Origin of the sequence: [Mycobacterium] stephanolepidis, assembly GCF_002356335.1 — a bacterium.
In the GTDB taxonomy this organism is placed as follows: Bacteria; Actinomycetota; Actinomycetes; order Mycobacteriales; family Mycobacteriaceae; genus Mycobacterium; species Mycobacterium stephanolepidis.
On sequence record NZ_AP018165.1, the window covers coordinates 498,633 to 524,396 of the forward strand.

Annotated in this window: 29 protein-coding genes; 15 read left to right on the forward strand and 14 right to left on the reverse strand. The window is 64.1% G+C overall.

What is annotated here, in order from left to right; all coding sequences use genetic code 11:
* The first annotated feature begins 9 nt into the window (after positions 1 to 9).
* On the forward strand, positions 10 to 804 hold the full coding sequence (locus MSTE_RS02535) for a CbtA family protein (protein WP_096498723.1): 795 nt from the start codon (positions 10 to 12) through the stop codon (positions 802 to 804).
* A 95-nt stretch (positions 805 to 899) separates the two neighbouring features.
* On the opposite strand, the gene MSTE_RS02540 is transcribed toward MSTE_RS02535, so the two are convergent.
* Both MSTE_RS02540 and mhuD read right to left on the reverse strand, forming a co-directional pair.
* Positions 900 to 2,195, reverse strand: coding sequence for a serine hydrolase (locus MSTE_RS02540; protein ID WP_162291539.1), 1,296 nt, complete (start codon positions 2,193 to 2,195; stop codon positions 900 to 902).
* Between the two features lie 41 nt (positions 2,196 to 2,236).
* Complete coding sequence (gene mhuD / locus MSTE_RS02545) at positions 2,237 to 2,554, reverse strand: mycobilin-forming heme oxygenase MhuD (protein WP_046252406.1); 318 nt, start codon at positions 2,552 to 2,554, stop codon at positions 2,237 to 2,239.
* Positions 2,555 to 2,608: 54 nt separating this feature from the next.
* Here mhuD and MSTE_RS02550 point away from each other — a divergent pair, with 54 nt between their 5' ends.
* Positions 2,609 to 3,391: an alpha/beta fold hydrolase gene (locus MSTE_RS02550; RefSeq protein WP_231896974.1), complete on the forward strand. Its 783-nt coding sequence runs from the start codon at positions 2,609 to 2,611 to the stop codon at positions 3,389 to 3,391.
* Between the two features lie 4 nt (positions 3,392 to 3,395).
* Here the strand turns inward: MSTE_RS02550 and MSTE_RS02555 are convergent, their stop codons facing one another.
* Positions 3,396 to 3,599, reverse strand: a complete 204-nt coding sequence (locus tag MSTE_RS02555) for a hypothetical protein (RefSeq protein WP_046252407.1) — start codon at positions 3,597 to 3,599, stop codon at positions 3,396 to 3,398.
* A 71-nt stretch (positions 3,600 to 3,670) separates the two neighbouring features.
* Between MSTE_RS02555 and MSTE_RS02560 the strand changes: the two genes are divergently transcribed.
* Positions 3,671 to 4,627 carry a helix-turn-helix domain-containing protein gene (locus MSTE_RS02560; protein WP_096498729.1) on the forward strand — a complete coding sequence of 319 codons (957 nt, stop codon included), beginning with the start codon at positions 3,671 to 3,673 and terminating at the stop codon, positions 4,625 to 4,627.
* Here the strand turns inward: MSTE_RS02560 and MSTE_RS02565 are convergent.
* Positions 4,624 to 5,466, reverse strand: a complete 843-nt coding sequence (locus tag MSTE_RS02565) for an HhH-GPD family protein (RefSeq protein WP_096498731.1) — start codon at positions 5,464 to 5,466, stop codon at positions 4,624 to 4,626. The two genes, MSTE_RS02560 and MSTE_RS02565, sit on opposite strands and share 4 nt — an antisense overlap.
* A 26-nt stretch (positions 5,467 to 5,492) precedes the next feature.
* Here MSTE_RS02565 and MSTE_RS02570 point away from each other — a divergent pair, with 26 nt between their 5' ends.
* The 3 genes from MSTE_RS02570 (at position 5,493) to MSTE_RS02580 (ending at position 8,661) form a co-directional block, all read left to right on the forward strand.
* Positions 5,493 to 6,107 carry a carbonic anhydrase gene (locus MSTE_RS02570; RefSeq protein WP_070916726.1) on the forward strand — a complete coding sequence of 205 codons (615 nt, stop codon included), beginning with the start codon at positions 5,493 to 5,495 and terminating at the stop codon, positions 6,105 to 6,107.
* A gap of 151 nt (positions 6,108 to 6,258) precedes the next feature.
* Positions 6,259 to 7,791 carry an LCP family protein gene (locus MSTE_RS02575; RefSeq protein WP_096498733.1) on the forward strand — a complete coding sequence of 511 codons (1,533 nt, stop codon included), beginning with the start codon at positions 6,259 to 6,261 and terminating at the stop codon, positions 7,789 to 7,791.
* A gap of 126 nt (positions 7,792 to 7,917) precedes the next feature.
* The gene (locus tag MSTE_RS02580) at positions 7,918 to 8,661 is read left to right on the forward strand and encodes a hypothetical protein (protein ID WP_162291541.1); all 744 of its coding nucleotides are present in this window, start codon (positions 7,918 to 7,920) and stop codon (positions 8,659 to 8,661) included.
* Here the strand turns inward: MSTE_RS02580 and disA are convergent.
* The gene (disA, locus tag MSTE_RS02585) at positions 8,658 to 9,743 is read right to left on the reverse strand and encodes a DNA integrity scanning diadenylate cyclase DisA (protein ID WP_096498736.1); all 1,086 of its coding nucleotides are present in this window, start codon (positions 9,741 to 9,743) and stop codon (positions 8,658 to 8,660) included. The genes MSTE_RS02580 and disA overlap by 4 nt on opposite strands.
* Before the next feature lie 50 nt (positions 9,744 to 9,793).
* Between disA and MSTE_RS02590 the strand changes: the two genes are divergently transcribed.
* Complete coding sequence (locus tag MSTE_RS02590) at positions 9,794 to 10,309, forward strand: PaaI family thioesterase (protein ID WP_096498738.1); 516 nt, start codon at positions 9,794 to 9,796, stop codon at positions 10,307 to 10,309.
* On the opposite strand, the gene radA is transcribed toward MSTE_RS02590, so the two are convergent.
* On the reverse strand, positions 10,299 to 11,720 hold the full coding sequence (radA, locus tag MSTE_RS02595; RefSeq protein WP_096498740.1) for a DNA repair protein RadA: 1,422 nt from the start codon (positions 11,718 to 11,720) through the stop codon (positions 10,299 to 10,301). The genes MSTE_RS02590 and radA overlap by 11 nt on opposite strands.
* 395 nt (positions 11,721 to 12,115) lie before the next feature.
* On the opposite strand from radA, the gene MSTE_RS02600 reads away from it, so the two are divergent.
* Complete coding sequence (locus MSTE_RS02600) at positions 12,116 to 13,231, forward strand: ferredoxin reductase (protein WP_096498742.1); 1,116 nt, start codon at positions 12,116 to 12,118, stop codon at positions 13,229 to 13,231.
* 172 nt (positions 13,232 to 13,403) lie between these two features.
* On the forward strand, positions 13,404 to 14,495 hold the full coding sequence (locus MSTE_RS02605) for an acyl-CoA desaturase (RefSeq protein WP_231897059.1): 1,092 nt from the start codon (positions 13,404 to 13,406) through the stop codon (positions 14,493 to 14,495).
* Here the strand turns inward: MSTE_RS02605 and MSTE_RS02610 are convergent.
* The 3 genes from MSTE_RS02610 to MSTE_RS02620 form a co-directional block, all read right to left on the reverse strand.
* Positions 14,492 to 14,857: an MmpS family transport accessory protein gene (locus MSTE_RS02610; protein WP_096498746.1), complete on the reverse strand. Its 366-nt coding sequence runs from the start codon at positions 14,855 to 14,857 to the stop codon at positions 14,492 to 14,494. The genes MSTE_RS02605 and MSTE_RS02610 overlap by 4 nt on opposite strands.
* Before the next feature lie 81 nt (positions 14,858 to 14,938).
* Complete coding sequence (locus MSTE_RS02615; protein ID WP_096498748.1) at positions 14,939 to 15,394, reverse strand: MmpS family transport accessory protein; 456 nt, start codon at positions 15,392 to 15,394, stop codon at positions 14,939 to 14,941.
* Between the two features lie 76 nt (positions 15,395 to 15,470).
* A complete protein-coding gene (locus MSTE_RS02620; protein ID WP_096505353.1) occupies positions 15,471 to 16,184 on the reverse strand; it encodes a hypothetical protein in 714 nt (237 codons plus the stop codon).
* Positions 16,185 to 16,563: 379 nt separating this feature from the next.
* Here MSTE_RS02620 and MSTE_RS02625 point away from each other — a divergent pair, with 379 nt between their 5' ends.
* From MSTE_RS02625 to MSTE_RS02650, 6 genes are all read left to right on the forward strand, one after another.
* A complete protein-coding gene (locus tag MSTE_RS02625) occupies positions 16,564 to 17,052 on the forward strand; it encodes a CarD family transcriptional regulator (RefSeq protein ID WP_005064991.1) in 489 nt (162 codons plus the stop codon).
* Positions 17,000 to 17,716 (forward strand): 2-C-methyl-D-erythritol 4-phosphate cytidylyltransferase, encoded by a 717-nt coding sequence (ispD, locus tag MSTE_RS02630; protein ID WP_096498750.1) that lies wholly within the window; start codon positions 17,000 to 17,002, stop codon positions 17,714 to 17,716. Before MSTE_RS02625 ends, ispD begins: the two co-directional genes overlap by 53 nt.
* Entirely contained in the window at positions 17,713 to 18,189 is a 477-nt protein-coding gene (gene ispF / locus MSTE_RS02635) for a 2-C-methyl-D-erythritol 2,4-cyclodiphosphate synthase (RefSeq protein ID WP_096498752.1), read from the forward strand. Before ispD ends, ispF begins: the two co-directional genes overlap by 4 nt.
* Positions 18,190 to 18,200: 11 nt before the next feature.
* The gene (gene cysS, locus MSTE_RS02640) at positions 18,201 to 19,610 is read left to right on the forward strand and encodes a cysteine--tRNA ligase (protein ID WP_096498754.1); all 1,410 of its coding nucleotides are present in this window, start codon (positions 18,201 to 18,203) and stop codon (positions 19,608 to 19,610) included.
* Positions 19,611 to 19,612: 2 nt separating this feature from the next.
* The gene (gene rlmB / locus MSTE_RS02645; protein ID WP_096498756.1) at positions 19,613 to 20,560 is read left to right on the forward strand and encodes a 23S rRNA (guanosine(2251)-2'-O)-methyltransferase RlmB; all 948 of its coding nucleotides are present in this window, start codon (positions 19,613 to 19,615) and stop codon (positions 20,558 to 20,560) included.
* A gap of 92 nt (positions 20,561 to 20,652) precedes the next feature.
* Positions 20,653 to 21,651 (forward strand): glycerophosphodiester phosphodiesterase family protein, encoded by a 999-nt coding sequence (locus MSTE_RS02650; protein ID WP_096498758.1) that lies wholly within the window; start codon positions 20,653 to 20,655, stop codon positions 21,649 to 21,651.
* Positions 21,652 to 21,659: 8 nt separating this feature from the next.
* Here MSTE_RS02650 and MSTE_RS02655 read toward each other — a convergent pair whose 3' ends face one another.
* Genes MSTE_RS02655 through MSTE_RS02675 form a run of 5 tightly spaced genes read right to left on the reverse strand, consistent with a single transcriptional unit; the run spans position 21,660 to position 25,752 of the window.
* Positions 21,660 to 22,469: an SDR family NAD(P)-dependent oxidoreductase gene (locus tag MSTE_RS02655; protein WP_157997615.1), complete on the reverse strand. Its 810-nt coding sequence runs from the start codon at positions 22,467 to 22,469 to the stop codon at positions 21,660 to 21,662.
* Between the two features lie 53 nt (positions 22,470 to 22,522).
* Complete coding sequence (locus MSTE_RS02660) at positions 22,523 to 23,239, reverse strand: LamB/YcsF family protein (protein WP_096498762.1); 717 nt, start codon at positions 23,237 to 23,239, stop codon at positions 22,523 to 22,525.
* Between the two features lie 18 nt (positions 23,240 to 23,257).
* Positions 23,258 to 24,088: a metal ABC transporter permease gene (locus tag MSTE_RS02665; RefSeq protein WP_096498764.1), complete on the reverse strand. Its 831-nt coding sequence runs from the start codon at positions 24,086 to 24,088 to the stop codon at positions 23,258 to 23,260.
* A complete protein-coding gene (locus MSTE_RS02670) occupies positions 24,081 to 24,866 on the reverse strand; it encodes a metal ABC transporter ATP-binding protein (protein WP_096498766.1) in 786 nt (261 codons plus the stop codon). Before MSTE_RS02670 ends, MSTE_RS02665 begins: the two co-directional genes overlap by 8 nt.
* 4 nt (positions 24,867 to 24,870) lie before the next feature.
* On the reverse strand, positions 24,871 to 25,752 hold the full coding sequence (locus tag MSTE_RS02675) for a metal ABC transporter solute-binding protein, Zn/Mn family (protein ID WP_096498769.1): 882 nt from the start codon (positions 25,750 to 25,752) through the stop codon (positions 24,871 to 24,873).
* Between the last annotated feature and the right edge of the window lie 12 nt (positions 25,753 to 25,764).

Sequence of the window (25,764 nt, forward strand, 5' to 3'; positions counted from 1 at the left end):
GCCGAATACATGGAAAAGTCAATAATTCTGCGCGGCTTAGGCTTCGGCGCATGGGGTGGATTGCTGTCCTTCATCTTCGGATGGATCTTCGTCGAGCCCGTCATCAACAGGGCCATCTCCTACGAGGAGGGCCGAGGCGAGGCGCAGTCCGCACTCGACGAGGCGGCCGGTGTCCACGCCCGTCATGAGGGTGCGGAACTGTTCAGCCGTCTCGCGCAGGCAAATGCGGGCTTGGCACTCGGTGTCATCGGATTCGGAATCGCGATGGGCGCACTGTTCGCGGTGGCCTATGTGGTGGCGATCGGGCGCGTCGGCAACCTCAGTCCGCGTGCGCAGGCGCTAGCCGTCGCCGGTGGTCTGTTCCTGGTGTTGTATGTGGTGCCGTTCCTGAAGTTCCCGGCCAATCCGCCTGCGGCAAGCGCCGAGGGCACCATCAAGGAGCGCACCGGGTACTTCGTGCTGATGATCGTGGTCGCGGCGATCGCACTCGCGGTGGCGCTATGGGTGGGCCGAAAGCTCTCCCAGCGCGTGGATACCTGGACGGCCACGCTCGCCGCCGCCGCGGTGTTCGTCGTGCTGGTCGGGCTCGTCATCGCAGTTACGCCCGGATTTGTCGAGGCGCCGCAACCGCTGCTCGATGCCGACGGGAAGATCGTCTATCCGGGGTTCCCGGCGCATGACCTGTATCTGTTCAGGCTGTACTCGTTCACGACGCAGGCCATCATGTGGGCGACGATCGGTATCGGATTCGCCACGGTGATCGGGCGCAAGCCCGTCAACGCCGAGGCGGCCGTCACCGGCTAGCCAGCCGAACCGATGGTCTTCGCGCGGGCGCTCATCGGAGCGTGACGGTCTTCGCGCGGGCGCTCATCGGAGCGTGACGGTCTTCGCGCGGGCGCTCATCCCAGCTTCTTGAAGACGCCCTTGGCCAGGCCGATCACCCACCCGGCCGCGCCAGGACCGAATGCGCGATCCCAATTGAGTTGGAAGCTCACCACATACGGCTGATGGTGGCGATCCTCGGCGTACCAGCTGAACGTAAGGTCACCGGGCAGATTGCCGCCCTTGGCGCCGATGTAGCGCCAGTTCTCGCTGTGTAGGTCGATACCGGGTTCTGCGGACAGAATGTCGCGGACCGGGGCCGCCGCGCCCACGGCGACCTTCTGCAGTGCCGCGTGCACACGGCAGATGTCCTCGGCGCTGCCGTACCACTCGATACCGAATTTCGATGCGGGCGTGGTGGTCCGGTCCGGATCCAGCTTGTAGTCGTGGGTGTCCGCCTCGGCGAGCATCTGACCGCGCTGTGCGGGTGTGGTGGCGTCCTTCCATTGCTGACGGACATCCGGTATGCCCCAGCCGATGTTGAACAGCTCGTGCATGGTGGGGAAGGGGGTCATCGACGCCGGGTCATGATGTCCGCCGTCGGCGAGGGCCTTTTCGATCGCTTGGCGACCCAGGCGGTTGATCAGCATGTCGGTGCCCATGTTGTCGCTCACCGAAATCATTTTCTGAGCGGCGGTGCGCACCGAGACCGTCGAGCCCGTCGGCAGCTTGTCCATCGAGCTTCCGAGTGCCTTGCCGCGATCGGTGACGGTGAGTTGCTCATCCCATGTGAGGGTGCCCGCGTTGATCGCGGTACCGGTGGCCAACAGCACGTAGAGCTTGAAAACCGAAGCCAGTGGCATAGATTCGGAGGTGTTGGTTCCGGCGACCTGCTCGCACTGTCCGTTGACGATCTTGGAGGCCCGGTAGGAGTACCGCCCGCCCGACGCGGACAGCGCGGTGTCGATATCGGACCAGTCGGCGATCGTCGGGGGCTGCTGGTACGGGACCAGCCTGTCGACATCTCCCTTGTCATTGGTACGCAGCCCGATGTCCACATTGGCGCCGTATGGAGCGATCAGATGGACGGTGGAGCTGTTCGCGGCGAGATCCACCGAGCTCACCTTGTACGGCCGGTCCACCCACAGCTTGGTCATGATCTCGGTGTAGTCGTCGACCTTGTTGGCGGCGGCCAATGTCGCCACGCCTTGCTTGCCGATCGGCCAGTTCGAATTCAACATGTCGATGAGCTGTTGCGAGCGCAGCCCCGGAGGCGTGCTTGTATCGACATCACCGTGCGGCACCTGTCGCAGTTTGATGCCACACCCCGCTGTGCTGCCCACCGACAACGCCACCACGGCCACCGTGCACACTGAAACGGCGCGCGTCACGCGCGTGCGCAGCAAACCCCCGTTCACGCCTTGGCGGCGGCCCCGGTCACGTCGAGCACAACCTCGAACTCCAACAGGTGGGCGCCCTTGGCCACGGGCTTGGCCTGCTGGCCGGCATGTGCTTCGACCGCCGGACCGGTGGCCCAGGCCTGGAAGGCCTCTTCGGATTCCCACTGGGTGACCACGAAGTAGCGGTCTTCGCCCTTGACGGGGCGCAGCAGCTGAAAGCCCAGGAATCCCGGCTGGTTCTCCACTGCTCCGGCGCGGTGAGCGAACCGCTTCTCCAGCTCCGGACCTGCACCCTCGGGGATCTCGATTGCGTTGATCTTCACCACGGACATGGGTTCAGGCTACCCGGCAGCGGGGCTTATGTTGACAGGGCGATGATGAGAGACATGGACCACGACCGCCTGTTCGATCAAGGCGGTCTGTCTAGAGCTGCGGGGGCACCGTCGATCGTGCTCGTGCACGGTCTGATGGGACGCGGGAGCACCTGGTCGCGGCAATTGCCCTGGCTGCGAGAGCTGGGCCGGGTGTACACCTATGACGCACCGTGGCATCGAGGGCGGGACGTCGTTGATGCCCAACCGATTTCAACTGAGCGTTATGTCCAGGCGCTCGCGAAGGCGGTGCGCGAGCTTGACGGTCCGGCTCTGCTCGTCGGGCACTCCATGGGCGGGTTGCATTCGTGGTGCCTGGCCGCCGAGCATCCGGAGCTGGTGTCGGGACTGGTCGTGGAGGACATGGCCCCCGATTTCGTCGGGGGCACCACGGGGCCGTGGGAACCCTGGCTGTACTCCTGGCCGGACGTCTTCACGTCGGCCGCGGATGTCACCGAAAGGTTCGGAGCCGTTGCGGGACAGTATTTCCTGGAGGCGTTTGACCGGGTGCCCGGCGGCTGGCGCTTGCACGGCCCCATCGACAAATGGATAGCCACGGCTGCGGAATGGGGAGTGCGTGACTTCTGGGATCAGTGGCGGCAGGTGCGTTGTCCGTCGCTACTGATGGAGGCGTCAGTGACCGTGGCGCCGCCCGGGCAGATGACCAAGATGGCCGAAATAGGCTGGAAATCAACCTATGTGAAGGTTGAGGGGGCCGGGCATCTGATTCACGACGACGCGCCCGAGCACTATCGGGCTGCCGTTTGCGAGTTCGTCGCCACAATCGCGGCCGGGTAACCCGCTATCGCCGGGAGTGGATCACTTCCATCTCGTGCAGCTGCCGTTGCAGGTCACGATCGTCGGCGAAGGTTCCGCCCAGAGGTGCGGCGACCCGGAACTGATCGAGGTGGATTCGGAACGTCTTGTTTCGGCGGGCGATCCAGCTCAGTGCGACCGCCAGGGCGAATGGGGATAGCAGGACGAGAATGGCGGCGAAGATGGTCATGGCAATAATTGTGTTCTGATAAATATCGCGCCAACAGTGGCGGAATTGACGGCCTTCGATAATATTCAGCCATGTTGCGTTCGGTGGCGACGCTGGTCCTCGATCGGGTCGCCGTTTTCGAGTTCGGTGTTCTGTGCGAGGTCTTCGGGCTCGACCGCACCAGTGACGGCGTTCCCAATTTCGACTTTCGGGTGTGCGGCGTGGAACCCGGTGTTCCGCTGCGCACGACGGTCGGGGCCTCACTGATTCCCGATTGCGGGCTCGACGGGCTCGCCGATGCCGATCTAGTGGCACTGCCGGCGCGTACCTACACCGAGGGGTACCCGCCGGAGGCGCTGGAGGCGGTGCGCGCCGCGGCAGACCGCGGCGCCACAGTGCTCACCGTCTGCTCAGGCGTCTTTATCGCGGGTGCGGCAGGGCTGTTGGATGGTCGTCGCTGCACCACGCACTGGATGTACACCGATGAGCTGGCCCGCCGGCATCCAACGGCGACGGTGGACCGCGATGTGTTGTTCGTCGATGACGGTGACCTGATCACCAGCGCGGGGACCGCCGCGGGCATCGATGCCTGCCTGCATCTGGTCCGCCGCGAGCTGGGCAGCGAGATCACCAACAAGATCGCGCGACGCATGGTGGTGCCGCCGCAGCGCGCGGGTGGTCAGCGTCAGTTCATCCCCCAGCCAGTACCCGACGTGGATACCAACGGCTTTGGCGGACTGTTCGATTGGCTCATCGAAAACATCGACCAGACGCATACGGTCGCCGATCTTGCCGCGCGCGTACATATGTCGACCCGCACGTTCGCCCGAAAGTTCACCGATCAGACCGGGGTGACGCCGCTGCGCTGGATCATCGACCAGCGGGTACTCCTGGCCCGGCGACTGTTGGAGGAGACGGATCTTGATATCGATGCCGTCGCGGCGCGCAGCGGTTTCGGTACGGCGATCCTGTTGCGCCATCATTTCCGCCGCGGTGTCGGGATCACACCCACCGATTACCGCAAGACCTTCGCGGTGGCGGTCGGCTAGCCGCCCTCGCCGGCCAGGGCGAAGCGACCGTCCGTTGTCTGCTCAACCAATCCGTCGACCAGCAAGGAGTCCAGCGCGCGGTCGCGTTGGGCTATGTCAGACAGCCACACCACGTCGAGCTGTGCCCGCGTCACAGGAATACTGCTGCCGCGTAACACATCCAGCAATCGGCCCCGTACCTGGCGATCCGTACCGGCGAATTTCTGCACCGGCCGCGCGGGTGTATCCAATTCGGGTCGGCCCGCCTCGTGCCACGTGCAGGAACTGAGCGGACACAGCGGGCACTGCGGTGCACGGGCGGTGCACACCAGCGCGCCCAACTCCATGAGTGCCGCCGAGAACCGTGCCCCGTTGTCGACGGGGAGTAATGCCTCGGCGTCTCGCAGGTCTCGCACCGATGGTGCGGAGTCGGCGACGCCGTGGACCACCCGCGCGATCACACGGCGAACGTTGGTGTCCACCACCGGAACTCGCTGTCCATAGCCGAAGCAGGCAATGGCCCGCGCGGTGTACGCCCCGACTCCGGGCAGTGTCAGCAATGTCTCCACGTCGTCGGGTACCTGGTCGCCATAGTCGCGAGCCAGCACCGTGGCGCACTCGTGTAAGCGCATGGCGCGGCGCGGGTATCCCAGCTTTCCCCAAGCGCGTAGCACTTCTGCCACAGAGGTTTTCGCCATCGCGGACGGAACCGGCCAGCGTGCTACCCATTCCCGCCACACCGGTTCCACCCGGGACACCGGGGTCTGCTGGAGCATCACCTCGCTGATGAGGATGTGCCACGGCGTCGCCTCCGGATGGCGCCACGGAAGGTCTCGTTCGGCGACATCAAACCAGCTCAAAAGTTCGTCAGGGCACAATGACGGGTATGACAGCTGATCCGAGGTCCGCCTGGAAGGCACTCAAAGAGGGTAACCAGCGTTTTGTGGGTGGCTTTCCGCAGCATCCGAGTCAGAGCATTACGCGTCGGGCCGAGCTGGCCAATGGCCAGAACCCCAATGTGTTGTTGTTCGGGTGTTCGGATAGTCGGGTGGCGGCGGAGATCATTTTCGATCAGGGCCTGGGCGATATGTTCATCGTGCGCACCGCCGGTCAGGTGATCGACTCGGCTGTCCTGGGCTCCATCGAGTACGCGGTGGCGGTGCTGGGTGTGCCGTTGATCGCGATCCTGGGCCACGACTCCTGTGGCGCGGTGGGGGCCACGGTGGCCGCTCTGGACACCGGAGAGGTGCCAGGCGGGTACATCCGGGACCTGGTGGTGCGGGTGATGCCCTCGATCCTGGGGGGCCGCAAGGACGGACTGTCGCGCATCGATGAATTCGAGGCCCGCCACGTCGAAGAGACCGGCACCAAACTCCTGCAGCGCTCACAGGTGGTCGCCGACGCGGTCAAGGCCAACAAGCTCGCCATCGTGTACCTGACCTACAAACTGGCCGACGGACGCATCGTTTTACACGGCCACGTCGGCGACATCGGCGAGTAAAGATCTCAAAACCCCAGGTAAACGTGCATTCGGTAAACGTCACATGGCATCTCGGTGCCCGTGATGGGAGAATTAGACGGAATGCAGATTTCTCTGGGGGAGGGATGGGTAGTTCAGTGTGTACGTTGCTGCCACACGGGGGTGGCGACCGATGAGCCGCGACACTGGTCGCAGGCGGCCAAAGCACGCACTACCCAAATCAAATAACCGCTGGTCAGTAAGCAAAACCGCGGCCGGCCGAGTAGTCTTCGCCCTGCTGGCCTGCGCCAGTCTGGTGGTAACCGGCGCCGGTTGGCAGGTGTTTTACAAGGCGTTCAGCCATGTACCCACCTCCGGCGCCGAGGCCGAAGGCGGTAAGTCCAGCGACGGCTCGATGAACATGCTGCTCATCGGTCTGGACTCGCGGAAGGATCAGGACGGAAACGACCTGCCGAAGGCGGTGCTGAGCCAGCTGCATGCCGGTGATTCGGACGCTGGCGGCTACAACACCAACACCCTGATCCTCGTGCACGTCGGCGCCGACAACAAGGTCACCGCGTTCTCGATCCCCCGTGACGACTGGGTCCCCGCCGAGGGCATACCCGGTTACAAGCACATCAAGATCAAGGAAGCCTATGGCCTGACCAAGGCCAATGAGGCGGACAAGCTCGTCAACGAAGGCGTTACCGATCAGGCGACGCTGGAGCAGCAGAGCCGCGAGGCCGGTCGGCGTGCCACCCTCAATGCCGTCCACCGGCTTACCGGTCAGCCCATCGACTACTTCGCCGAGGTCAACCTGGTCGGCTTCTACGACTTGGCCTCCGAGCTGGGTGGGGTCACCGTCTGCCTGAACAATGCCGTCTACGACAGCTATTCGGGTGCGAACTTCCAGGCCGGAGAACAAACACTCAACGCCTCACAGGCCTTGGCGTTCGTGCGTCAACGTCATGGCCTGGAGAACGGTGACCTGGATCGAACCCACCGCCAGCAGGCCTTCCTGATCTCGGTGATGCAGCAGCTGCGCAATGCCGGGACCCTCACCGACATCACGAAACTGAACGGCCTGATGAATGTCGTCCACAAGGACGTTGTGCTGTCAAAGGGCTGGACCGAGAAGCAATTCCAGCGCATCGGACAGATCGCTGACGGCAACGTGAACTTTCAGACGCTGCCCGTGGTGCGGTACGACACCATCAACGGTGCCGACGTGAACATCGTCGACCCGGTGGCGATCCGGGCCAAGGTGGCTGCCGCATTCAAGGGAGAGGATTCGGCGCCTGCGTCTGCTCCCGCGACGCCCACGAGCACTGTCGATGTCGTGAATGCCACCTCGACGTCCGGTCTGGCATCAACGATTTCGTCGGCACTGGTGAGCCGCGGCTACACCAAAGGTGACGTACGGGATCCGGAAAGCGGCGAATCGACCAGTACCACCATCGATTACGGTGCGGGCGCTGATGCCGATGCCAAGACGATGTCCGCCATGTTGGGTATCGATGCGAAGCCCAGCGCGGATCCCACATTGGCGCCCGGGCGAATTCGGGTCATGCTGGGCGACGGATACTCTGCGCCGTCCGATGTCTTGAGTGCCGAAGACAGCGGCACCGCGAGCTCGATGGCCGGCCCGCTGAGTTCGGAGGACTACGCACCACCGGACTCGGGTAAGCCCGTTGTTGGCAGCAGTGGCATTCCCTGCGTCAACTAGCGCTCGGTGTGCCGCAACGGCGCTGCCGAATCGCCCTCAATTAGCACTGTGAAGTCTGTGTAGCTCGCCGACACGCCGAGCGAGGTCGGCCATCCTGTAGTGACCTGCGCTTACCGTTGAATCGTGATTGACATGCACCCCTCAGGCCCGCTGCCTTCGGAGATCTATTGGCGGCGCCGCGCCCTCGCGATCGGTGTGGCGGTGGTTGTGGTCGCCATCGTCGCCGCGGTGATCTTTGCGCTGGTCGGTGGCAGTGCAGGAGCCGACACCAAGGCCGCGGATCAGCCTGCTGAGGCGGCGGCATCCGCCGGTAAGCCGGTCATCCTGCCGCCCAACGAGATCCAGAAGCCGACCGACAAGCCCGTGGATGCGCCCGTTCATGACGGACCGCCCATCGCGAAGCCCGAATTGGTGCCGCCGGTGGCGTTGAACCCCGGCGATGATTGCCCCGATGCGACGCTCGCGGTGAAAGCCTCCACCGATAAGCCCAGCTATCTGGCCGGCGAGCAGCCCAAGTTCACCATGGTGGTCACCAATATCGGCCTGGTGCAGTGCAAGCGAGACGTGGGTGCCGCTGTGCTGGCCGCTTCGGTGTTCAGTGTCGACAACAAGCGGATCTGGGCCAATCTGGATTGCGCTCCGTCGCAAGAGAACTCCATCAAGACCTTCAACCCCGGCGAGCAGGTGACCACCGAGGTCACCTGGACCGGAATGGGTTCCGCGCCCAACTGCCCACTGCCTCGCCCGGCCATCGGCCCGGGAACCTACTCGCTGGTGGTTCAGCTGGGAGATCTGCGCAGCGCGCCAGTGCCTTTCATCATCGGTGAGAAGCCCGCCGACGCGCCGCCGCCACCAGGACCACCGGCCTAGCCGGTTTGTTCGGTAAGCGTCGATTCGGCCAGGCGGGACAGCCCTTCACGGATGTGCCGGGCCCACATGGCCCCGATTCCCTCCACCGACTGCAGATCTGTCGCGCTGGCGGCCAGGAGCCCCTGTAGGGACCCGAAGGCTCTGACCAGCCTGTCGATGTGTGCGAACTGAAGTCGGGGGATGTGCGTCATGGCCCGGTAACCGCGGGAACTCATCGCGGTGTCCTGGGCTTCGACGGTCGATGGGTACCCGAATGTGCGTGACAGCACCGTCAGGTCCAGAAGATCGGTGTCCGAGAGCGTGTCCAGATCTTCCAGCGTCGACGCGATCTGCGCCTGTGTCGGTGGCTCGGGGTTGGCGTGATAATCCCGCACCAGCAGTTCGCGTTCGGTGTCGTTATCGCCGACCAGCTCGCCGATCTGCAGTTTGAGCTGTCGTCCATCGGTGCCGAGCTCGATGACATCGAGTTCGATGTCCTGGCTGATCCGGCGCACCAGTTCCAGCCGCTGCGCCACGGTCATGACCTCGCGCAGGGTCACGAAGTCCTCGATCTCCGCGGTGGACAGCGACGAGGTCACCTCGTCCAGTCGTGTCTTGTAGCGCTCGAGGGTGGATACCGCCTGATTGACCCGGGACATGACGGTCGCCGAATCCATGACCACATGCCGGATGCCGGCGGTGTACACGCTCACGATGTTCATTGAGTGGCTCACCGACACAACGGGATAATCTGTCTGAATGGCCGTTCGCTCGGCGGAGCGGTGCCGGGTACCGGATTCTTCGGTCGGGATGGACGGGTCGGGGACCAGTTGCACATTGGCGCGAACGATGCGCGATCCGTCCGTGGACAGCACCACGGCACCGTCCATCTTGGACAGCTCGCGAAGTCGGGTCGGGGCGAAAGCGACATCGAGCGAGAAACCGCCGTCGCAGATGCTCTCGACCTTGTCGTCGTAGCCTAGGACTATCAGTGCCCCGGTGCGACCACGAAGAATGCGCTCCAGGCCGTCGCGCAGAGGTGTGCCCGGCGCTAGCCGGGCCAGGGTCTCCCGCATTCGTGCGTTGGCTTCCGCGTTGTCCATCGCGCCCCTCCCTCTCCAGGCTCGGTTCGCCGCAGTTAGATTACGTGGTCATGTCGACGTGGACGTTGCCCGAGGGGCTAGAGCCGGTTAGCCGCGGCCCGGAAGCCCCCGCTCCGGGGGCGGCACTGAACCCGGGTTGGCCCCGGAGATTTAGTTACCCCGGATCCGAGGAGGACCTGTGGGGCACGCGGTTCTTCGCCGGTGAGGGCGCCGGCGTCACCGGCCAGTTCGAGGTTCTCCCCGAGCTCGAGGGTGGACCCGGCGTCATCCACGGTGGCGTCATGGCGGCCATTTTCGATGAGCTACAGGGTGTTTTGGGCATCGTGACGCAGTTGATCGCCGTCACGGCGCATTTGGAGGTCGACTATCGCAGGCCCATTCCCGTCGGAGCAACGGTAGATCTGGCCGCCGCCGTCGAGGGCAGGGTCGGACGCAAGCTGTACACGACGGCCGGTGCGCGAATCGACGGTGAGCTGGTGGCCAGTTCGCAGGGCATCTTCGTGATCATCGACCCGGATGCGCACTACGGTGAAGGTGCCTCGCGGACGCTCGGCATCAGTCCGTAAGTCCTTGTGCCAGACGGAGGCTCGGACGCTTTTCCGGCTCGATTCGGCGCGCCTCGGAGAGTACTTCAAGGGCCCTGCCGACCGTGGGGCAGCGCAGCAGGTGCATACCGGCCGGATGTAGGTCGTCCCCCTCGGGGGGAATGACCGCATGGGTGTAGCCGAGCCGCGCGGCTTCGGCGATGCGCTTGCCCACGGCGGCGGTGCGCCGGATATCGCCCGCCAGTCCCACCTCACCGATGAACACCATGTTCGCGGGCAGTGCGATGTCGGTGTAGGCCGAGGCCACCGCCATCAGGATGGCCAAATCCGACGACGGGTCGGTCATCCGCATGCCGCCCACCGTTGCCATGTAAATATCGTTGTTACCCAATGGAATTCGTCCGTGGCGTTCCAGGACCGCGGTGACCATCGCCGAACGTGCGTGATCGAGCCCGCTCACTGCGCGCCGCGGTGACGGGTTGGTCGAAGTGGTGACGAGAGACTGCACCTCGCCGAGTAGGGGGCGCTTACCGTCGAGGGTGACCGTCACCGCCGTTCCGGGAGCGGCCTTCTCGCGATGTTCCAAGAACAACCCGGACGGATCGGATACGCACTCGATCCCTTTGTCGCGCAACTGAAAACATCCGACCTCGTCGGCGGAGCCGAATCGGTTCTTGACTCCACGCACCATGCGCAACGCCGTGTGCTTGTCGCCCTCGAAGTGCAACACCACGTCTACCAGGTGTTCCAGGGACCGTGGCCCGGCGATCGCGCCGTCCTTGGTGACATGGCCGACCAGCACCATCGCCACCCCCGAGGACTTCGCCGCCATGGTCAGCGCCGTCGTGACCGCACGCACCTGGGTGACACCGCCGGTCACGCCGTCGGCATCGGTCGTGGACATGGTCTGCACCGAATCGATAATCGCCAGTGTGGGTTTGACCGCCTCGATATGCCCCAGCACGCTGTGTAGGTCAGATTCGGAGGCCAGATACACCTCGTCGTGCGCACAACCGGTGCGTTCGGCCCGAAGCCGAACCTGGGCCGCCGACTCCTCGCCGCTGATATACAGCGCGCGCCTGCCAGAGGCCGCCCACTGGTGGACAACCTTCAGTAGCAGCGTCGACTTGCCGACGCCCGGCTCGCCGGCGAGCAGATTGACCGAGCCCGGGATGACGCCGCCGCCCAGCACCCTGTCGAGCTCGGAGACACCCGTGGGCTGGTGCTTGGTGGTGTCGGTGGGGATGCTGGTGATGGGCACTGCTGCCGAGGCCGGAGCCACCGCTCGCACCGCGCCGAGCCCGCCGATGGACGACAGCACGGCGGTTTCGCTCACGCTGCCCCAGGTGCCGCAATCGGGGCAGCGGCCCACCCATTTGGCGGTGGTGTGCTGGCATTCCGAACAGCGGTACTGCGCGCGGGGTTTGGCCACACCGCGACGTTAGCCTCCGGGTGTGACAAGACCGAGTCAACACAGCCCAGGGGTGGCGAACGGTTGTATCTGTCGGAATCGGGCGCGGTAGATATCTGCGCGGTTCCGTGTCAGTCACGCCCCGTGCTTCGCGTTGGTCGAGCATTTGTGATGCGTATGTTTCCTGCTGTTTCTGTGATTTGCATGCAACTGTGCACTTTTTCAGAGAGCTTCGAGCGGATCGGGAAGCCGCGATGCTCCGAGTGGAAAATGTAGTGCACAACTACGACAAATATATGCCCTGAACTGGGCGTAATATCCTCAGTTCGTGAGCGTCGCAGCAGCACAACTTGCGACCGAAGGCATCCTGCCATACTGTTACTGGTGTACAACTGTTAACTGAAATGGAGCCAAGCATGTCTCTCAAAATTCAGACTTGGACTTCTTCTCGGCTTGCACGTCGGGTGTTGACCTCCTCGTTCGTCAAGGCGGCCACGACCCCTCACGGTGTTGACCGCTACTTCGAAATGCTCGACCCGTTGTGGTCCACGACTGAGATCCGCGCCGAGGTGACCGACGTCGTCCGGAAGACCAAGGACAGCGTCACTCTGACTTTGCGGCCCAACGCCAACTGGAAAGGCTTCCGGGCCGGACAGTTCGTCAAGCTCTCGGTTGAGATCGACGGCATCCGCCGCACCCGTTGCTACTCGCCGGCGAATTCGCAGTTCCGCCGTGACGGCCAGATCGAGCTCACGATCAAAGTAGATCCGAACGGGCTTGTCTCGCCCTGGGTGCTGGCCAACGCCGAGCCTGGCTTGGTCGTACAGATCTCCGCCGCGCAAGGCGAGTTCTATCTGCCGCTGCCGCACCCGCGAAGCATCCTGCTGATCAGCGGTGGTTCGGGAATCACGCCGGTGATGTCGATGCTGCGCACGCTCACCGACAAGGCGTACATCGGAAAGATCACCTTCCTGCACTACGCGTTCACCAAGGACGACGTGATCTACCAGGCTGAAATCGATGAGATCAAGGCCAAGTACGAAGGCGTCAGGATCTTTCGTGCGTATACCGAAGCGTCCGACGGAGACCTCGAGGGCTACTTCAGCAAGGAGCACCTGCTCGCCGTTGACCGCCACTACGCAGAAGCCGAGACGTATCTGTGCGGTCCGATGCCGCTCATGAATGCGGTCCGCGAGATCTTCGATGCGGAGGGTCTCTCTGACAAGCTTCATCTCGAGCAGTTCGCCGCTCCGATCCACACCGTCGGCACAGACGACGCCGAGGGCGACCTCACCTTCTCCGAGTCGAATCTGGCCGTCGCCAACAACGGCCAGACGATCCTCGAGCAGGCCGAGGCCGCGGGCCTGACCCCGGAGTACGGCTGTCGCATCGGCATCTGCTTCACGTGTGTTCGCAAGAAGGACAGCGGAACGACCCAGAACGTGCTCAACGGCGACCTCTGCAGCGACGGTGACACCAACGTCAAGCTCTGCATCAACAAGCCCGTCGGCGATGTCGTCATCGCCCTCTGATCAACGCTGAGCCAGCCTCAACCACAGCCCTGAAGGAGACACGAAAATGACTACTTTCGCACCCGCGGCCAAGCAGAGGAACCAAAAGAAGCCGACTACTTACGCACCCCCGGCCAGGCCGAACGACCTCAAGAAACTGTCGCCCGAGCAGATCGAGGAGTTCGGCAAGGAAATGGACGCCCTGCGGGCACGCATCGTCGCAGACCTTGGTGAGAAGGATGCCTCGTACATCCGCGGCATCGTGAACAAGCAGAAGAAGCTCGAACTCGCCGGCCGCGTGCTGTTGTGGGCTGGCTGGTTCCCGCCGGCCTGGCTCGCCGGTGTTGCCGCTCTGTCGTTATCGAAGATCATCGACAACATGGAGATCGGGCACAACGTCATGCACGGCCAGTACGACTGGATGCAGGACCCGGCTTACACGTCGAAGAACTTCGACTGGGACAACACCATCGCCGCTGACAGCTGGCTGTACACGCACAACTACGTGCATCACACCTTTACCAACATCGTCGGCAAAGACCACGACGCCGAGGGCTACGGTGTGATGCGCATGACCGAGGAGCAGCCATGGCACCCGATCTGGCTGCTTAATCCCGTCTTCTGTGCCACCCTCCAGATCTTCTTCCAGTGGGGAACCGCGATTCAGGAGCTCGAAACGGAGAAGTTCATCCGCGGCGAGAAGTCATGGTCCGACATGCGATCGGGTATCGCCCGATTCCGCGCGAAGGCCGGTAAGCAGGCGCTCAAGGATTACGTCATCTTCCCTTTGCTGTCGGGCCCGGGGGCGCCGTTCACGTTCGCTGGAAACGTCGCCGCCAATCTGGTCCGCAACCTGTGGGCATCGTCGGTGATCTGGTGCGGCCACTTCCCCGAAGGGGTCCAGACCTTCTCGATCGAAGAGACCGAGGACGAGAGCCACGCCGCCTGGTACTATCGCCAGATCCTCGGCTCGGCCAACTTCACCGGTTGGAAGGGCATCGACATTCTGTCGGGCAATCTGAGCTACCAGATCGAGCATCATCTGTTCCCCGACCTCCCTGCGTACCGCTATGCAGAGATTGCGGTCGAGGTTCGCAAGATGTGCGACAAGTACGGCATCGCGTACCACGAGGCTTCGATGGCGAAGCAGCTGGGAAGTGTCTACAAAAAGGTGTTCAAGCTTTCGTTCCCGGACAACTTCTTTGAGAAGTCGCCGATTGCGACGATGGCAGACATCATCGCGTTCCCGGTGCGGATGGTCAGGCGCCGGTTCCAGGCGCGCTAATCAGGGGGCAGCGGGACGATGCGGTCCTGGCAGTTCACGGTCTTCTCGCCGTCGTTGGACAGGACGGTCTGCCCGTCCACGAGAATCCGGCAGTAAATGTGTCCCGAGCCCCAGATCGCCGTCACCTGCTTGACGGTGTCCTGGTACGGCCAGGCCACCGTCACCGACCATGGCAGCTTGACGTCGCTGACGGACTGCGGCGTTCCGTTGTAGCCGCCGTAGCTGATGGTGCCGGCTTCGGGTGTCTTACCGGCTGCCCACACCAGGTAGGTCACCTTGGGGGGTGCGGCCTGTGCGGTCCCAGGGAGGGCTAGGCCAACGACTGCGGTTGCCGCGGTTACCGCTGCCAGGGTTCGCTTCACGGTGTCCTCCCGGTTCAGGCTTTGGGCCGGAAGTTATCACGACGACCGCGGGCAATGGGCCGATTCGTCACACCGTCGACGTCACTGAGCGCGACTGCACGGGTCTCCTTCGACCTTCGAGAAGATGCCGACAATGGAACCGGAGTTACCGCGTTGGCAATGCTCGCGGGGTATGCCGTCGGTGGCGTAGCTGCAGGTGGCCAGTTCTACTCGGTCGTCCTCGTCGACCACCTGGCCGTCGATGAGGATCTGACAGAAGATCCGGGGGCCGTCCCCGGTGTTGTATCCGGTGACGTTGATGACGGGATGCTTGGTGTCATCGGTCCAGGTGATGTCCTTGCCCCACGGCAACTGCGGATTCATCGCACCGTGCCGGGAACCATCGGCTTCGTTGTAGCCGATGGTTGCCGCGACCAGCGGGCCGTACTCTGCCCAGACTCGGTAGGTCACCGTTTTGGGCGCCGCGTGTGCGGCAGGCGCGGTCAGCGTCGCGCCCATCGTGGCCACCGCCGCCATGCAGGTGAAGAGCCGTTTCATGGGCGCAAGCTAGCACGAAAAAAGCGAGGGCCCGAGACGGCGGATCGCCGTTCCGGGCCCTCGCTGTGCGACTGTGTTAGTGTCCGCCGCCCCCGTGGCCTTCCTCATTGGCGGTGTGCTGGCGAGGTGCACTCGGACCGGCGTCGATCGGCACCGCGACGGTGACGTCTCCGGCCTTCTCGAACGTGAAGGTGAATCGGTACGTGAGGCCGTCGGCCAGATCCTTCGTCAGCTGTAGCTGAGCCTTGCCGTGCTTGATCGTCGGATCAGAGGCGGCCTGCGGCTTGGGCTCTGGTGCCTTGACCTCTGTCGTGGCGGCTCCCGGTTCGGTGGAGACGGTGGCACCGTGCTCCCCGTTGCTGCCTTCTGAGCCGGCGGCCTCGGGCCCCTTGGCCTCGGAGGCGGGCTCCTGGCCTTCGGCGGCTCCGACGAACAGACGGCCGGTCGCCGGGATGTCGGTATCGCCGCTCAGGGTCACCTTGCCGATGTCGTCCGGAGAGGAAACCGCGGTGAGCTTGTCGTTGACATCCGCCGATTCATTCGCGATGACCAGAACCAGCTCGGCCTTCTGTCCGGCACGCTGCTTCACCGGGTCCGGGGTGCCGACGAGGTGGATGTTGCGCAACGCGAGCTTGCCGAGGTTGGCGCTGCCGCCATTGATCGCCGACGACTGGTTCGCTGTCTGCGAGATCTGCCCCGAGCCGCAGCCGGTGAGGGCAGTCGCGAGAACCGCGGCGCCAAGAAGTGTCATCACGCGAGCGGTGCTGCGCTGGGACCGAGTGCGAAACACAGGCATCTCCCTGATTCGAAAGCGGCTCCGGATAGTCCGAAATCCACCTGCGGCCGATATGTCCTATAGACAGTAGTAGGTGCCGCGTGACGACGAAAACAGCGGGGCACTCGGGATGAGTCGCTCGCGCTAAGACGGTCCGCATCCATCCGGATCCGGTGTCCCAGTCTGGCATCGGGGAACCGATGTGACCTGGATTACCGCTTGTGAGGGCTGGTTTATGGGTCCGCGGGCGCGACCGCCAGGGGGTGCTGGATGCACGAAAACGTCACCGTGTCAACCCCGAGGGTTCACCTGCAATGCCCCTGACCTGCACCGTTGGTGCGCACGCCGAGATACGCCGTGATAGAATTGGGTATCGAAAGGGGCACGAAACAAGATGATATTTAAGGTCGGAGACACCGTTGTGTATCCACATCACGGTGCAGCGCTGATCGAAGCGATCGAGACCCGAACCATCAAAGGCGAGCAGAAAGAGTATCTCGTCCTGAAGGTTGCCCAGGGCGATTTGACTGTTCGTGTGCCTGCAGAGAATGCCGAGTACGTCGGCGTCCGTGACGTGGTGGGCCGCGAGGGTCTGGACACGGTCTTCCAGGTGTTGCGCGCACCGCACACCGAAGAGCCGACCAACTGGTCCCGTCGATTCAAGGCCAACCAGGAAAAGCTGGCTTCCGGCGACGTGAAGAAGGTCGCCGAGGTTGTGCGTGACCTGTGGCGTCGTGAGCAGGAGCGTGGCCTGTCCGCGGGCGAGAAGCGGATGCTGGCCAAGGCTCGTCAGATCTTGGTCGGTGAGCTGGCGCTTGCCGAGAACACCAATGCCGCCAAGGCCGACACCATTCTCGACGAGGTGCTCGCAGCTGCCTCGTAGGACGGCGGCGATTGTCCCGGCCGCCGGTCTCGGTGTGCGGCTGGGTGCGGATATTCCGAAAGCCTTCGTCACTGTCGGTGGCCGGACAATGCTCGAACGTTGTGTCGATGGTCTGTTGTCTTCCGGGGCCGTCGACGAGGTAGTTGTCGTGGTCGGCGCGGAGCAGTTGGAAAAGGCTGCGGCCCTTCTAGGTCCGGCGGCCACGATTGTGCCGGGTGGCGCCGAACGCACCGATTCGGTGCGCGCCGGGCTGGCCGCCGTGAACGCGGCCGACTGGATTCTTGTTCACGATGCCGCGCGTCCGTTGACCCCTCCGGACATGATCGCCCGCATCGTGGCGGAGCTCAAGGGCGGCCGTCGCGCGGTTATCCCGGCGACAGCCGTCGCGGACACCATCAAATCGGTCAACGAGGCCGGCGATGTGAGCGGCACACCCGACCGGGCCGGCCTGCGCGCTGTGCAGACTCCGCAGGGGTTCGCCGCCGATCTGCTGAGGCGCGCATACGCGGCCGCGGGAGATATCGCCACCGATGATGCCGCGCTCGTCGAGCAGATGGGCGAGAGCGTGCATGTGGTGGACGGTGACCGGTTGGCTTTCAAGATCACCACGGCGCTGGACATGACGCTGGCGGAGGCGATTCTGAGTAGGGAGGTAGCCCCATGAGCGCATTGCCCCGGGTGGGCATCGGCACCGATGTACATCCGATAGAGGTGGGCAAGCAATGCTGGTTGCTGGGGCTTTTGTTCCCCGATGCGGATGGCTGCGAGGGACATTCGGACGGTGACGTCGCCGCTCACGCTCTGTGTGATGCTCTGCTATCGGCCGCTGGACTGGGCGATGTGGGTGCAGTGTTCGGAACCGGCCAGCCCGAATGGTCGGGTGTCAGCGGGGCGAAGATGCTGGCCCACGTGCGGGAGCTGCTGCACGACAGTGGTTTCCAGATCGGTAATGCCGCAGTTCAGGTCATCGGGAACCGCCCGAAGATCGGGCCGCGCCGGGCCGAGGCTCAGGAGCTACTGTCCGGCCTCCTCGGAGCGCCGGTTTCGGTTTCGGCGACCACAACCGACGGGCTGGGTCTGACCGGACGCGGCGAGGGCTTGGCCGCGGTGGCAACGGCGCTCGTCACAGCGCTGTAAGCTCGCTGGTCGTGACCGGTCACGCTCCGCTTCGGCTGTACGACACCCGCGTGGGTGCCGTGCGTGACTTCGTGCCTTTGCAGCCAGGGTCCGTATCCATCTACCTGTGCGGAGCAACCGTGCAGGGTCTGCCCCATATTGGGCACGTCCGCAGCGGCGTGGCTTTCGATGTGCTGCGTCGCTGGCTCACCGCCCGCGCCTATGACGTCCTGTTCGTTCGCAATGTCACCGATATCGACGACAAGATCCTGAACAAGGCGGCCGATGCGGGCCGGCCTTGGTGGGAGTGGGCGGCCACCTATGAGCGCGCTTTCGACGAGGCGTACGACGCGCTCGGAGTGCTGCCTCCCTCGGTGTCCCCACGTGCGACGGGCCATATCACCCAGATGGTCGAGCTGATCGAGCGACTCATCGACACCGGGCACGCCTACGCCAGTGGCGGCGACGTCTACTTCGATGTGCTGAGCTATCCGGAGTATGGGCAACTGTCCGGGCACAAGATCGACGATGTGCACCAGGGCGAGGGCGTGGCGACCGGTAAGCGTGATCCGCGGGACTTCACCCTGTGGAAGGGCGCCAAGCCCGGTGAGCCGTCGTGGCCGACTCCGTGGGGACCCGGCCGGCCCGGCTGGCACACCGAGTGCGTGGCGATGTGCGAGTCATACCTGGGCCCGGAGTTCGACATTCACGCGGGCGGGATGGATCTGATCTTCCCGCATCACGAGAACGAGATCGCGCAGAGCCGTGCTGCCGGTGACGGATTCGCACGCTACTGGCTGCACAACGGCTGGGTCACCATGGGTGGCGAGAAGATGAGCAAGTCGCTGGGCAATGTCTTGTCCATTCCGGCTGTGCTGCAACGAGTTCGGGCCGTCGAGCTGCGCTACTACCTCGGTAGCGCGCACTACCGTTCCATGCTCGAATACTCCGAGACCGCGCTCGCGGACGCGGTCAAGGCTTACTGCGGTATCGAAGACTTCCTGCACCGCGTGCGGGTTCGGGTGGGCGACGTGCCGGTAGGTACCTGGACCCCGGGCTTCGCGGCGGCTCTGGATGACGATCTGTCGGTGCCGATCGCGCTGGCAGAGGTGCATTCCACGCGCGCGGACGGAAACCGGGCATTAGATGCCGGTGACCATGAGGGCGCGCTATCGGCGGCGTCGAGCGTTCGCGCCATGATGTCGATCCTCGGTTGTGACCCGCTCAATGAGCGCTGGGAGACGCGTGACGAGACGTCCGCCGCATTGAATGCCGTCGACGTGCTGGTGACGGCCGAGCTGGAGCGGCGGGGAACCGCTCGGGCAGAGAAGGATTGGGCACTCGCAGACGAGATCCGGGACCGGCTCAAGCGGGCGGGCCTGGAGATTACCGACACCGCAGACGGCCCTCAGTGGTCCCTTACGAGTAGTGACGAAGAGTAGCAATGGCAGGAAATTCTCAGCGCCGCGGCGCGGTACGTAAGCCCGGCACCAAGAAGGGGCCCACCGTCGGCTCTGGCGGTGTACGCCGACGCGGCCTGGAGGGCAAGGGCGCAACACCTCCGGCCGAACAGCGGACGAAGCATCCAGCTGCCAAACGTGCTGCTGTTCAACGGAAGGTGAGTGACGCCAAGCAGCGTCGACTGAAGCAGGGCGATGAGTCCGAGATGGTGCTGGGGCGCAATCCGGTGCTCGAATGCCTGCGCACGGGTGTGCCGGCAACGGCGTTGTATGTGGCCGTCGGCGCCGATAACGACGAGCGACTCACCGAATCCGTGTCGCTTGCTGCCGACGCCGGTATCGCGATCCTGGAAGTGCCGCGGCCCGACCTGGACCGCATGAGCACCAACGGGTTGCACCAGGGGCTTGCGCTGCAGGTCCCGCCGTATCGTTACGCCCATCCCGACGACCTGCTGGCCCGTGCCCGCGCGGAGGCGCAGCCTGCACTGTTGGTGGCACTGGACAACATCTCGGACCCGCGCAATCTGGGCGCCATCGTGCGCTCCGTGGCGGCCTTCGGGGGGCACGGCGTCGTCATTCCGCAGCGCCGAAGTGCATCGGTCACCGCCGTTGCCTGGCGCACCAGTGCCGGGGCGGCGGCGCGCCTTCCGGTCGCGCGTGCCACGAATCTGACACGCACACTCAAGGATTGGCAGGACAAGGGTCTCACCATTGTGGGGCTTGATGCCGGCGGAGATACCGAGCTCGATGATCTCGACGGCGCGGGCGATATCGCCGTGGTCGTCGGATCAGAGGGCAAGGGTCTGTCTCAGCTGGTCCGTAAGACTTGCGATGCGGTGGTATCGATCCCCATGGCCGGGCCCGTTGAATCGTTGAACGCCTCGGTTGCCGCCGGTGTGGTGCTCGCGGAGATCGCGCGCCAGCGACGCTGATTGCAGGGCGCCGTAAAGGCATCTGTGTACGGAAGATGGCTGTTAGGTGTACGCGAGTGCCTTCCCGGTGAGAGTGGCATAGCCTCATCGCCATGAAGCGCATGGCCGCCGTTCTCGCAGTTACCCTGGCACTGACATCCTGTGGCAATAAGGACGAGAAGTCTTTTGATCTGCAGGCGCACCGGGGCGGGCGCGGGGAAACCACCGAAGAGTCATTGCGCGCCTTCGCGAAAGCACTGGAACTCGGGGTGAGCACTCTCGAGCTCGACATCGTCATCTCCAAGGATCACAAACCCATGGTCTGGCACGATCCGGTGATCGATTCCGCGAAATGCTCAGATACCGCCCCGGTGACACCCGGCGATTCAGAGTTCCCCTATGTCGGAAAGCTGGTGAAGGACCTGACTTCCGATCAGTTGCGCACCCTGGATTGCGGCAAGCTGCTCAAGGATTTTCCGCAGGCAGAGGTGGTGAAGAACGATAGGATTGCTTTGCTTCCAGAGGTTTTCGCCCTCGCGGATTCCTATCACGCCGATGTGCGGTACAACATAGAGACGAAGGTGGAGGCCGCCGAACCTCAGAAATCGGCGGAGCCGCAGGTGTTTGTCGACGTCATCCTCGAGGCGATTCGGGCGGCGGGCAAGGTCGACAAGGTGGAGATTCAGAGTTTCGATTGGCGCACGTTGCCGATGACCAAGAGGGCCGAACCGGATGTCCCACTGGTCGCACTCTGGGACGAAACTACTTGGTACCCAGGCTCACCCTGGCTCGGTGGAGTGGACCCCGCGGCCGTCAAGGATCCGATTGACGGAGCCAAGCAGATAGGTGCGACCATCTTGTCGCCGGGATACACCGTGCCCTATGGAGGCAAGGTGGGCGACCCGGGTTTCACGCTGGTCGCCGACAAGAAGTTTGTCGACAAGGCACATGCTTTGGGGCTCAAGGTCATTCCGTGGACCATCAACGACGCCGAGACCATGAAGGCGCAGATCGACGCGGGTGCCGACGGAATAATCAGCGACTACCCGACGATCCTACGGAAGGTGTTGGCAGAGAAGGGCTTGCCGCTGCCGCCGGCCTATCACCGCTAGGCGATGGATCAGCGGGCCTGTCCTGGCTCGGTGAGTATTTGGCGCATGATCCTGCCGCCGAGCCGGACAGCGACTGAACGTGGCAGCACGCGGAACGCTATGTCCGCCAATTTGTTTGTGGCCCCGGGAATCACAAGAGACTTCTTTCCGAGTCCATCCAGCGCCGCCCGGACGACCGGTTCTGGACCGGTGACCGATAGCTGGGTGTTTGTCACATCGACTGCGGAGTCTCGAATCATGGGCGTGTCGACCATGCCCGGAGCCAGCACGGTGACATCGACGCCCGTTCCGGCGAGCTCGGTGTGCAGGGACTGGCCGAAGGAACTGACGAATGCCTTCGACGCCGCGTAGGTTGCCTCATACGGCACGGGATGTTGCCCGGCCAGTGAGGCTACGAGGATGATCCCGCCCCGGCGCCTGCGCACCAGGCTGCTGCAGAAGTGATGGGTCAGCTGCATTGGGCGCAGCGCGTTGAGCAGCACCAGGTTGGTCTGGGTATCACGTGATTGGTCAAGGAACGGTCCGATGACGAGCACGCCCGCATTCAGTACCACCAGCCCGATCTCCAGCGCCTCGGTGGCCTTCTCCAACTCGGCGACAGCGTTCTCGGAAACCAGATCAAGGGCGACGACCTTCACGTCGATATCGGCCGATTCGGCGAGCGTCGACGCCAGGGCCTGGAGTTTCTCGGCCCGACGCGCAACCAGCACCAGGTTCAGCCCGCGCTGCGCCAGCTGACGGGCGAACTCCTCGCCGATCCCCGCCGAGGCTCCGGTGACGAGTGCATAGGCCCCGTACTGAGCCGAGAAGACGCTCATGACCTCATAATCGCACCGAAGGCCCTTTTTCAGCGGCGGTTTGGCCGCCACCGTTAGACGAACGGGGACAGCTCGATTCCGTTGCCTGTCAGCGCCGCGCGCACAGCCCGCGCGATTGTCACGGCGCCCGGGGAATCGCCGTGTACACATATCGATTCGGCGGTTTTGCTGAGGGCGGGAATGCGCGCCGCGACCGCAGCGGGGTCGTGTAATACCGCCCCCGGTTCGCTGCGTGGTACCAGTGTGCCGTCCTCTCGGTAGGCCCGGTCGGCGAAGGCCTCGGTCACTACCCGCAACCCCAATTCGCGCGCACGGTCCCCGAATACACTGTGCGGCAGTGTCAACACGGGAAATTCGGCGTTCACGTCGTGCACCGCACGCGCAACCGCATCCGCTTGCACTTCATGATGGACAATTGTGTTGTACAGCGCGCCATGCGGTTTCACATAGGTAACCGAAGATCCGACCGTGCGGGCCAACGCATCCAATGCGCCGATCTGGTACACCACGTCGGCGTAGAGATCGTCTGCGGCGATATCGATGAACCGGCGCCCAAAGCCCGCGAGATCGCGGTAGCCGACCTGCGCGCCGATGCTGATACCCCGAGCGGCAGCGGCACGGCAGGTGCGATGCAATGTCGCAGGATCGCCCGCATGGAAGCCACAGGCGAGGTTTGCGCTCGTGACCACATCGAGCATGGCCTCGTCGTCGCCCAGGCGCCAGGCACCGAAACCTTCACCCAGGTCGGCATTCAGGTCGATGCGCGTCACTGTGCGAGCCTAGCCCGCTCAGGCCTGCCGATACCGCCCGATGACCCGGCAGAGCAGGTAGATCGATACCGCGATCATGGTGACAAAGACCGAGATCGGTACCCCTGGTGCCAATGACAGCACGATGCCACCGACCGCGGCGATCTCTGCGAACAGGATCGACAGGCCGATGGCGCGCGCCGGGGACGAGGTGATGCGAGCGGCGGCCGCCGCGGGTGTGATGAGCAGCGACATCACCAGCAGCGCGCCGACGATCTGCACACCCTGTGCCGCGGTGAGGCCTACGAGGGCCGCGAACACGATGCCCAAGGTGCGGACCGGCACTCCGCGCGCCTCGGCCACGTCGGGGTCGACGGTGGCGAACAGCATCGGCCGATAGGTGACGGCCAGCACGGTGCCCACCACGAGGCTCACTACGACGAGCATCAGCAGCCCGTTGTATCCGACGCCGACGATCTGTCCGGTCAGAAGTGCGAAGTTGGTGCCGGTGCGTCCCGGGTACAGGTGGATGAAAAGCACTGCCAGCCCCAGTCCAAAGGCCATGACGACACCGATTGAAGAGTCGCGATCCTTGGTTCGCTGCCCGAGGATCCCGAAAAGGATTGCCGCGACGACGCTCCCGAGGAGTGCGCCGGTTCCGACATTGGCACCGGCCAGCAGCGCCGCCGCGGCGCCGGTCAGTGACAGCTCACTGGAGCCGTGGACGGCGAAAGACATCTGGCGCATGATCACGAAGGGGCCGATGAGCCCGGCCAGCAATCCCAGCAGAGCGGCCGCGAGGATCGCCTGCTGCACGAAGTCGCGCCCGAGTAGATCGGCGGTGAGTGAGAGATTGAAGAAGTTACTCATGGGCGTGCTCGGCGCACTCTGACGTGAGCTGCTGGTTTTCGCCCACCACCACGTACTGATCACGTACCTTCACCACATCGATCTGCGCGCGGTACAGCCGTGACAACGTCTCCGTCGTCATCACCTCGTCGACGGCGCCGATCTGGAAGCGTCCGTCCACCAGGTACAGGATTCGGTCGACATACGGCACGATCGGATTGATCTCGTGCGTCACGAACAGCACCGCCGTTTGTGCGCTCCTGCGCCGTTTGTCGATCAGGGCGCAAATCTGTTGTGCACTGGCCGGATCCAGGTTCAACAGCGGCTCGTCGCAGAGGAGTAGCGCGGGATCGCCCGCCAGTGCCTGCGCGATGCGTACCCGCTGTAGCTCACCTCCGGACAGCGACGAGACTGCCTTGGTGGCCAGGTGGGTCGCGTCGACCTGATCCAGTGCGAGTTTGATCGCCTCGCGGTGGCGTGCGCGGCGGGCGCCGTTGAACGCCGCCAAACCCCAACGATGCCCGTCGATTCCGAGTCCGACAAGATCCTCTGCACGCAGAATAAGCGCGTTGTCGGCGAGCCGGTGCTGGGGGACGTACCCGAGTTCGCCGGTGACGCTCATGGTGCCTCGGGTGAGTGGCACCTGACCCAGCAGCAGGCGCAGCAGCGAGGTCTTCCCGGAACCGTTGGGGCCCAATACCGCGATGAATTCACCGGGTTCGACCGTGAGATCCAGATCCTGCCACAGGGTGCGTCCGCCGCGATTGAGCGATGCATTGCACAGCGTCGCGGTACTCATTCGGTCAGTATCTCAGGGCGGTCGCGAGCTGCTCGGTGGTGCGTCGCTGCCAGGTGATGTAGTCGGTGCCGTCCGGCAGGGTTTCGGTCACCGTCACCACCGGGACGCCGTGAGATTCGGCGGCTTGCTTGAGCTGGTTGGTGACCGGTCCGGCCGTTTGGGAGTTGAAGAGCAGCGCCGCAACCTGTTTGGTGTTAATCAGGTCCAACGCGGTGGCGACATCGGCGGGGGAGGGGTCTTGGCCCTGCTCGGCGGCTTCGGCGAAGTCGTGGGGCGTGCGGTCGACCAGTTCGCAATGAGAGACCAGGTGGCTGGCCACCGGTTCGGTCGCGAGGATTCCCTTGCCGTGGTCCTTCTCGGCGATGCCGTGCTGCAGATCTGAGATGGAGTCAAGCTGCTGCCCAAATGTTTTGGCATTCGCTCGGTAGGTATCGGCATCGTCCGGGTCTGCCTTGGCGAGTTCGTCTGCAACCTGATCGGCCACCTTTTTGGCGGTGCTCAGGCTGTAGAACACATGCTCATTCTTGTCGGCGGAGTCCGCGGGCAGAAGCTGGTAGGCGTTGACCCGAGGCTGGCCGTCTTTGAGCAGTTTGTCGATGAACGGGTCGTAGCCGTCGCCGTTGTACACCACCAGAGTGGCGTCCTGGACCTGCGCCGCAGCCGCGGGGGTTACCTCGAAGGAATGCGGGTCGGTGTTGGCGCCGCTGACCAATGCGCTCACCTTGGCGTGGTCGCCGGCGACGGCCTGGGCCACCGAGGCCCAGGCATCCGTGGAGGCCACCACGGTGGGTTCACCGGACCGTTGGGCGGCTTGGCCGCAGCCGGAGAGCGCGAGCGTTCCGACGGTCGTAACCGCTAAAGCCAACCCAGTCACGCGAGCGTGCACAGCAGACCTCCA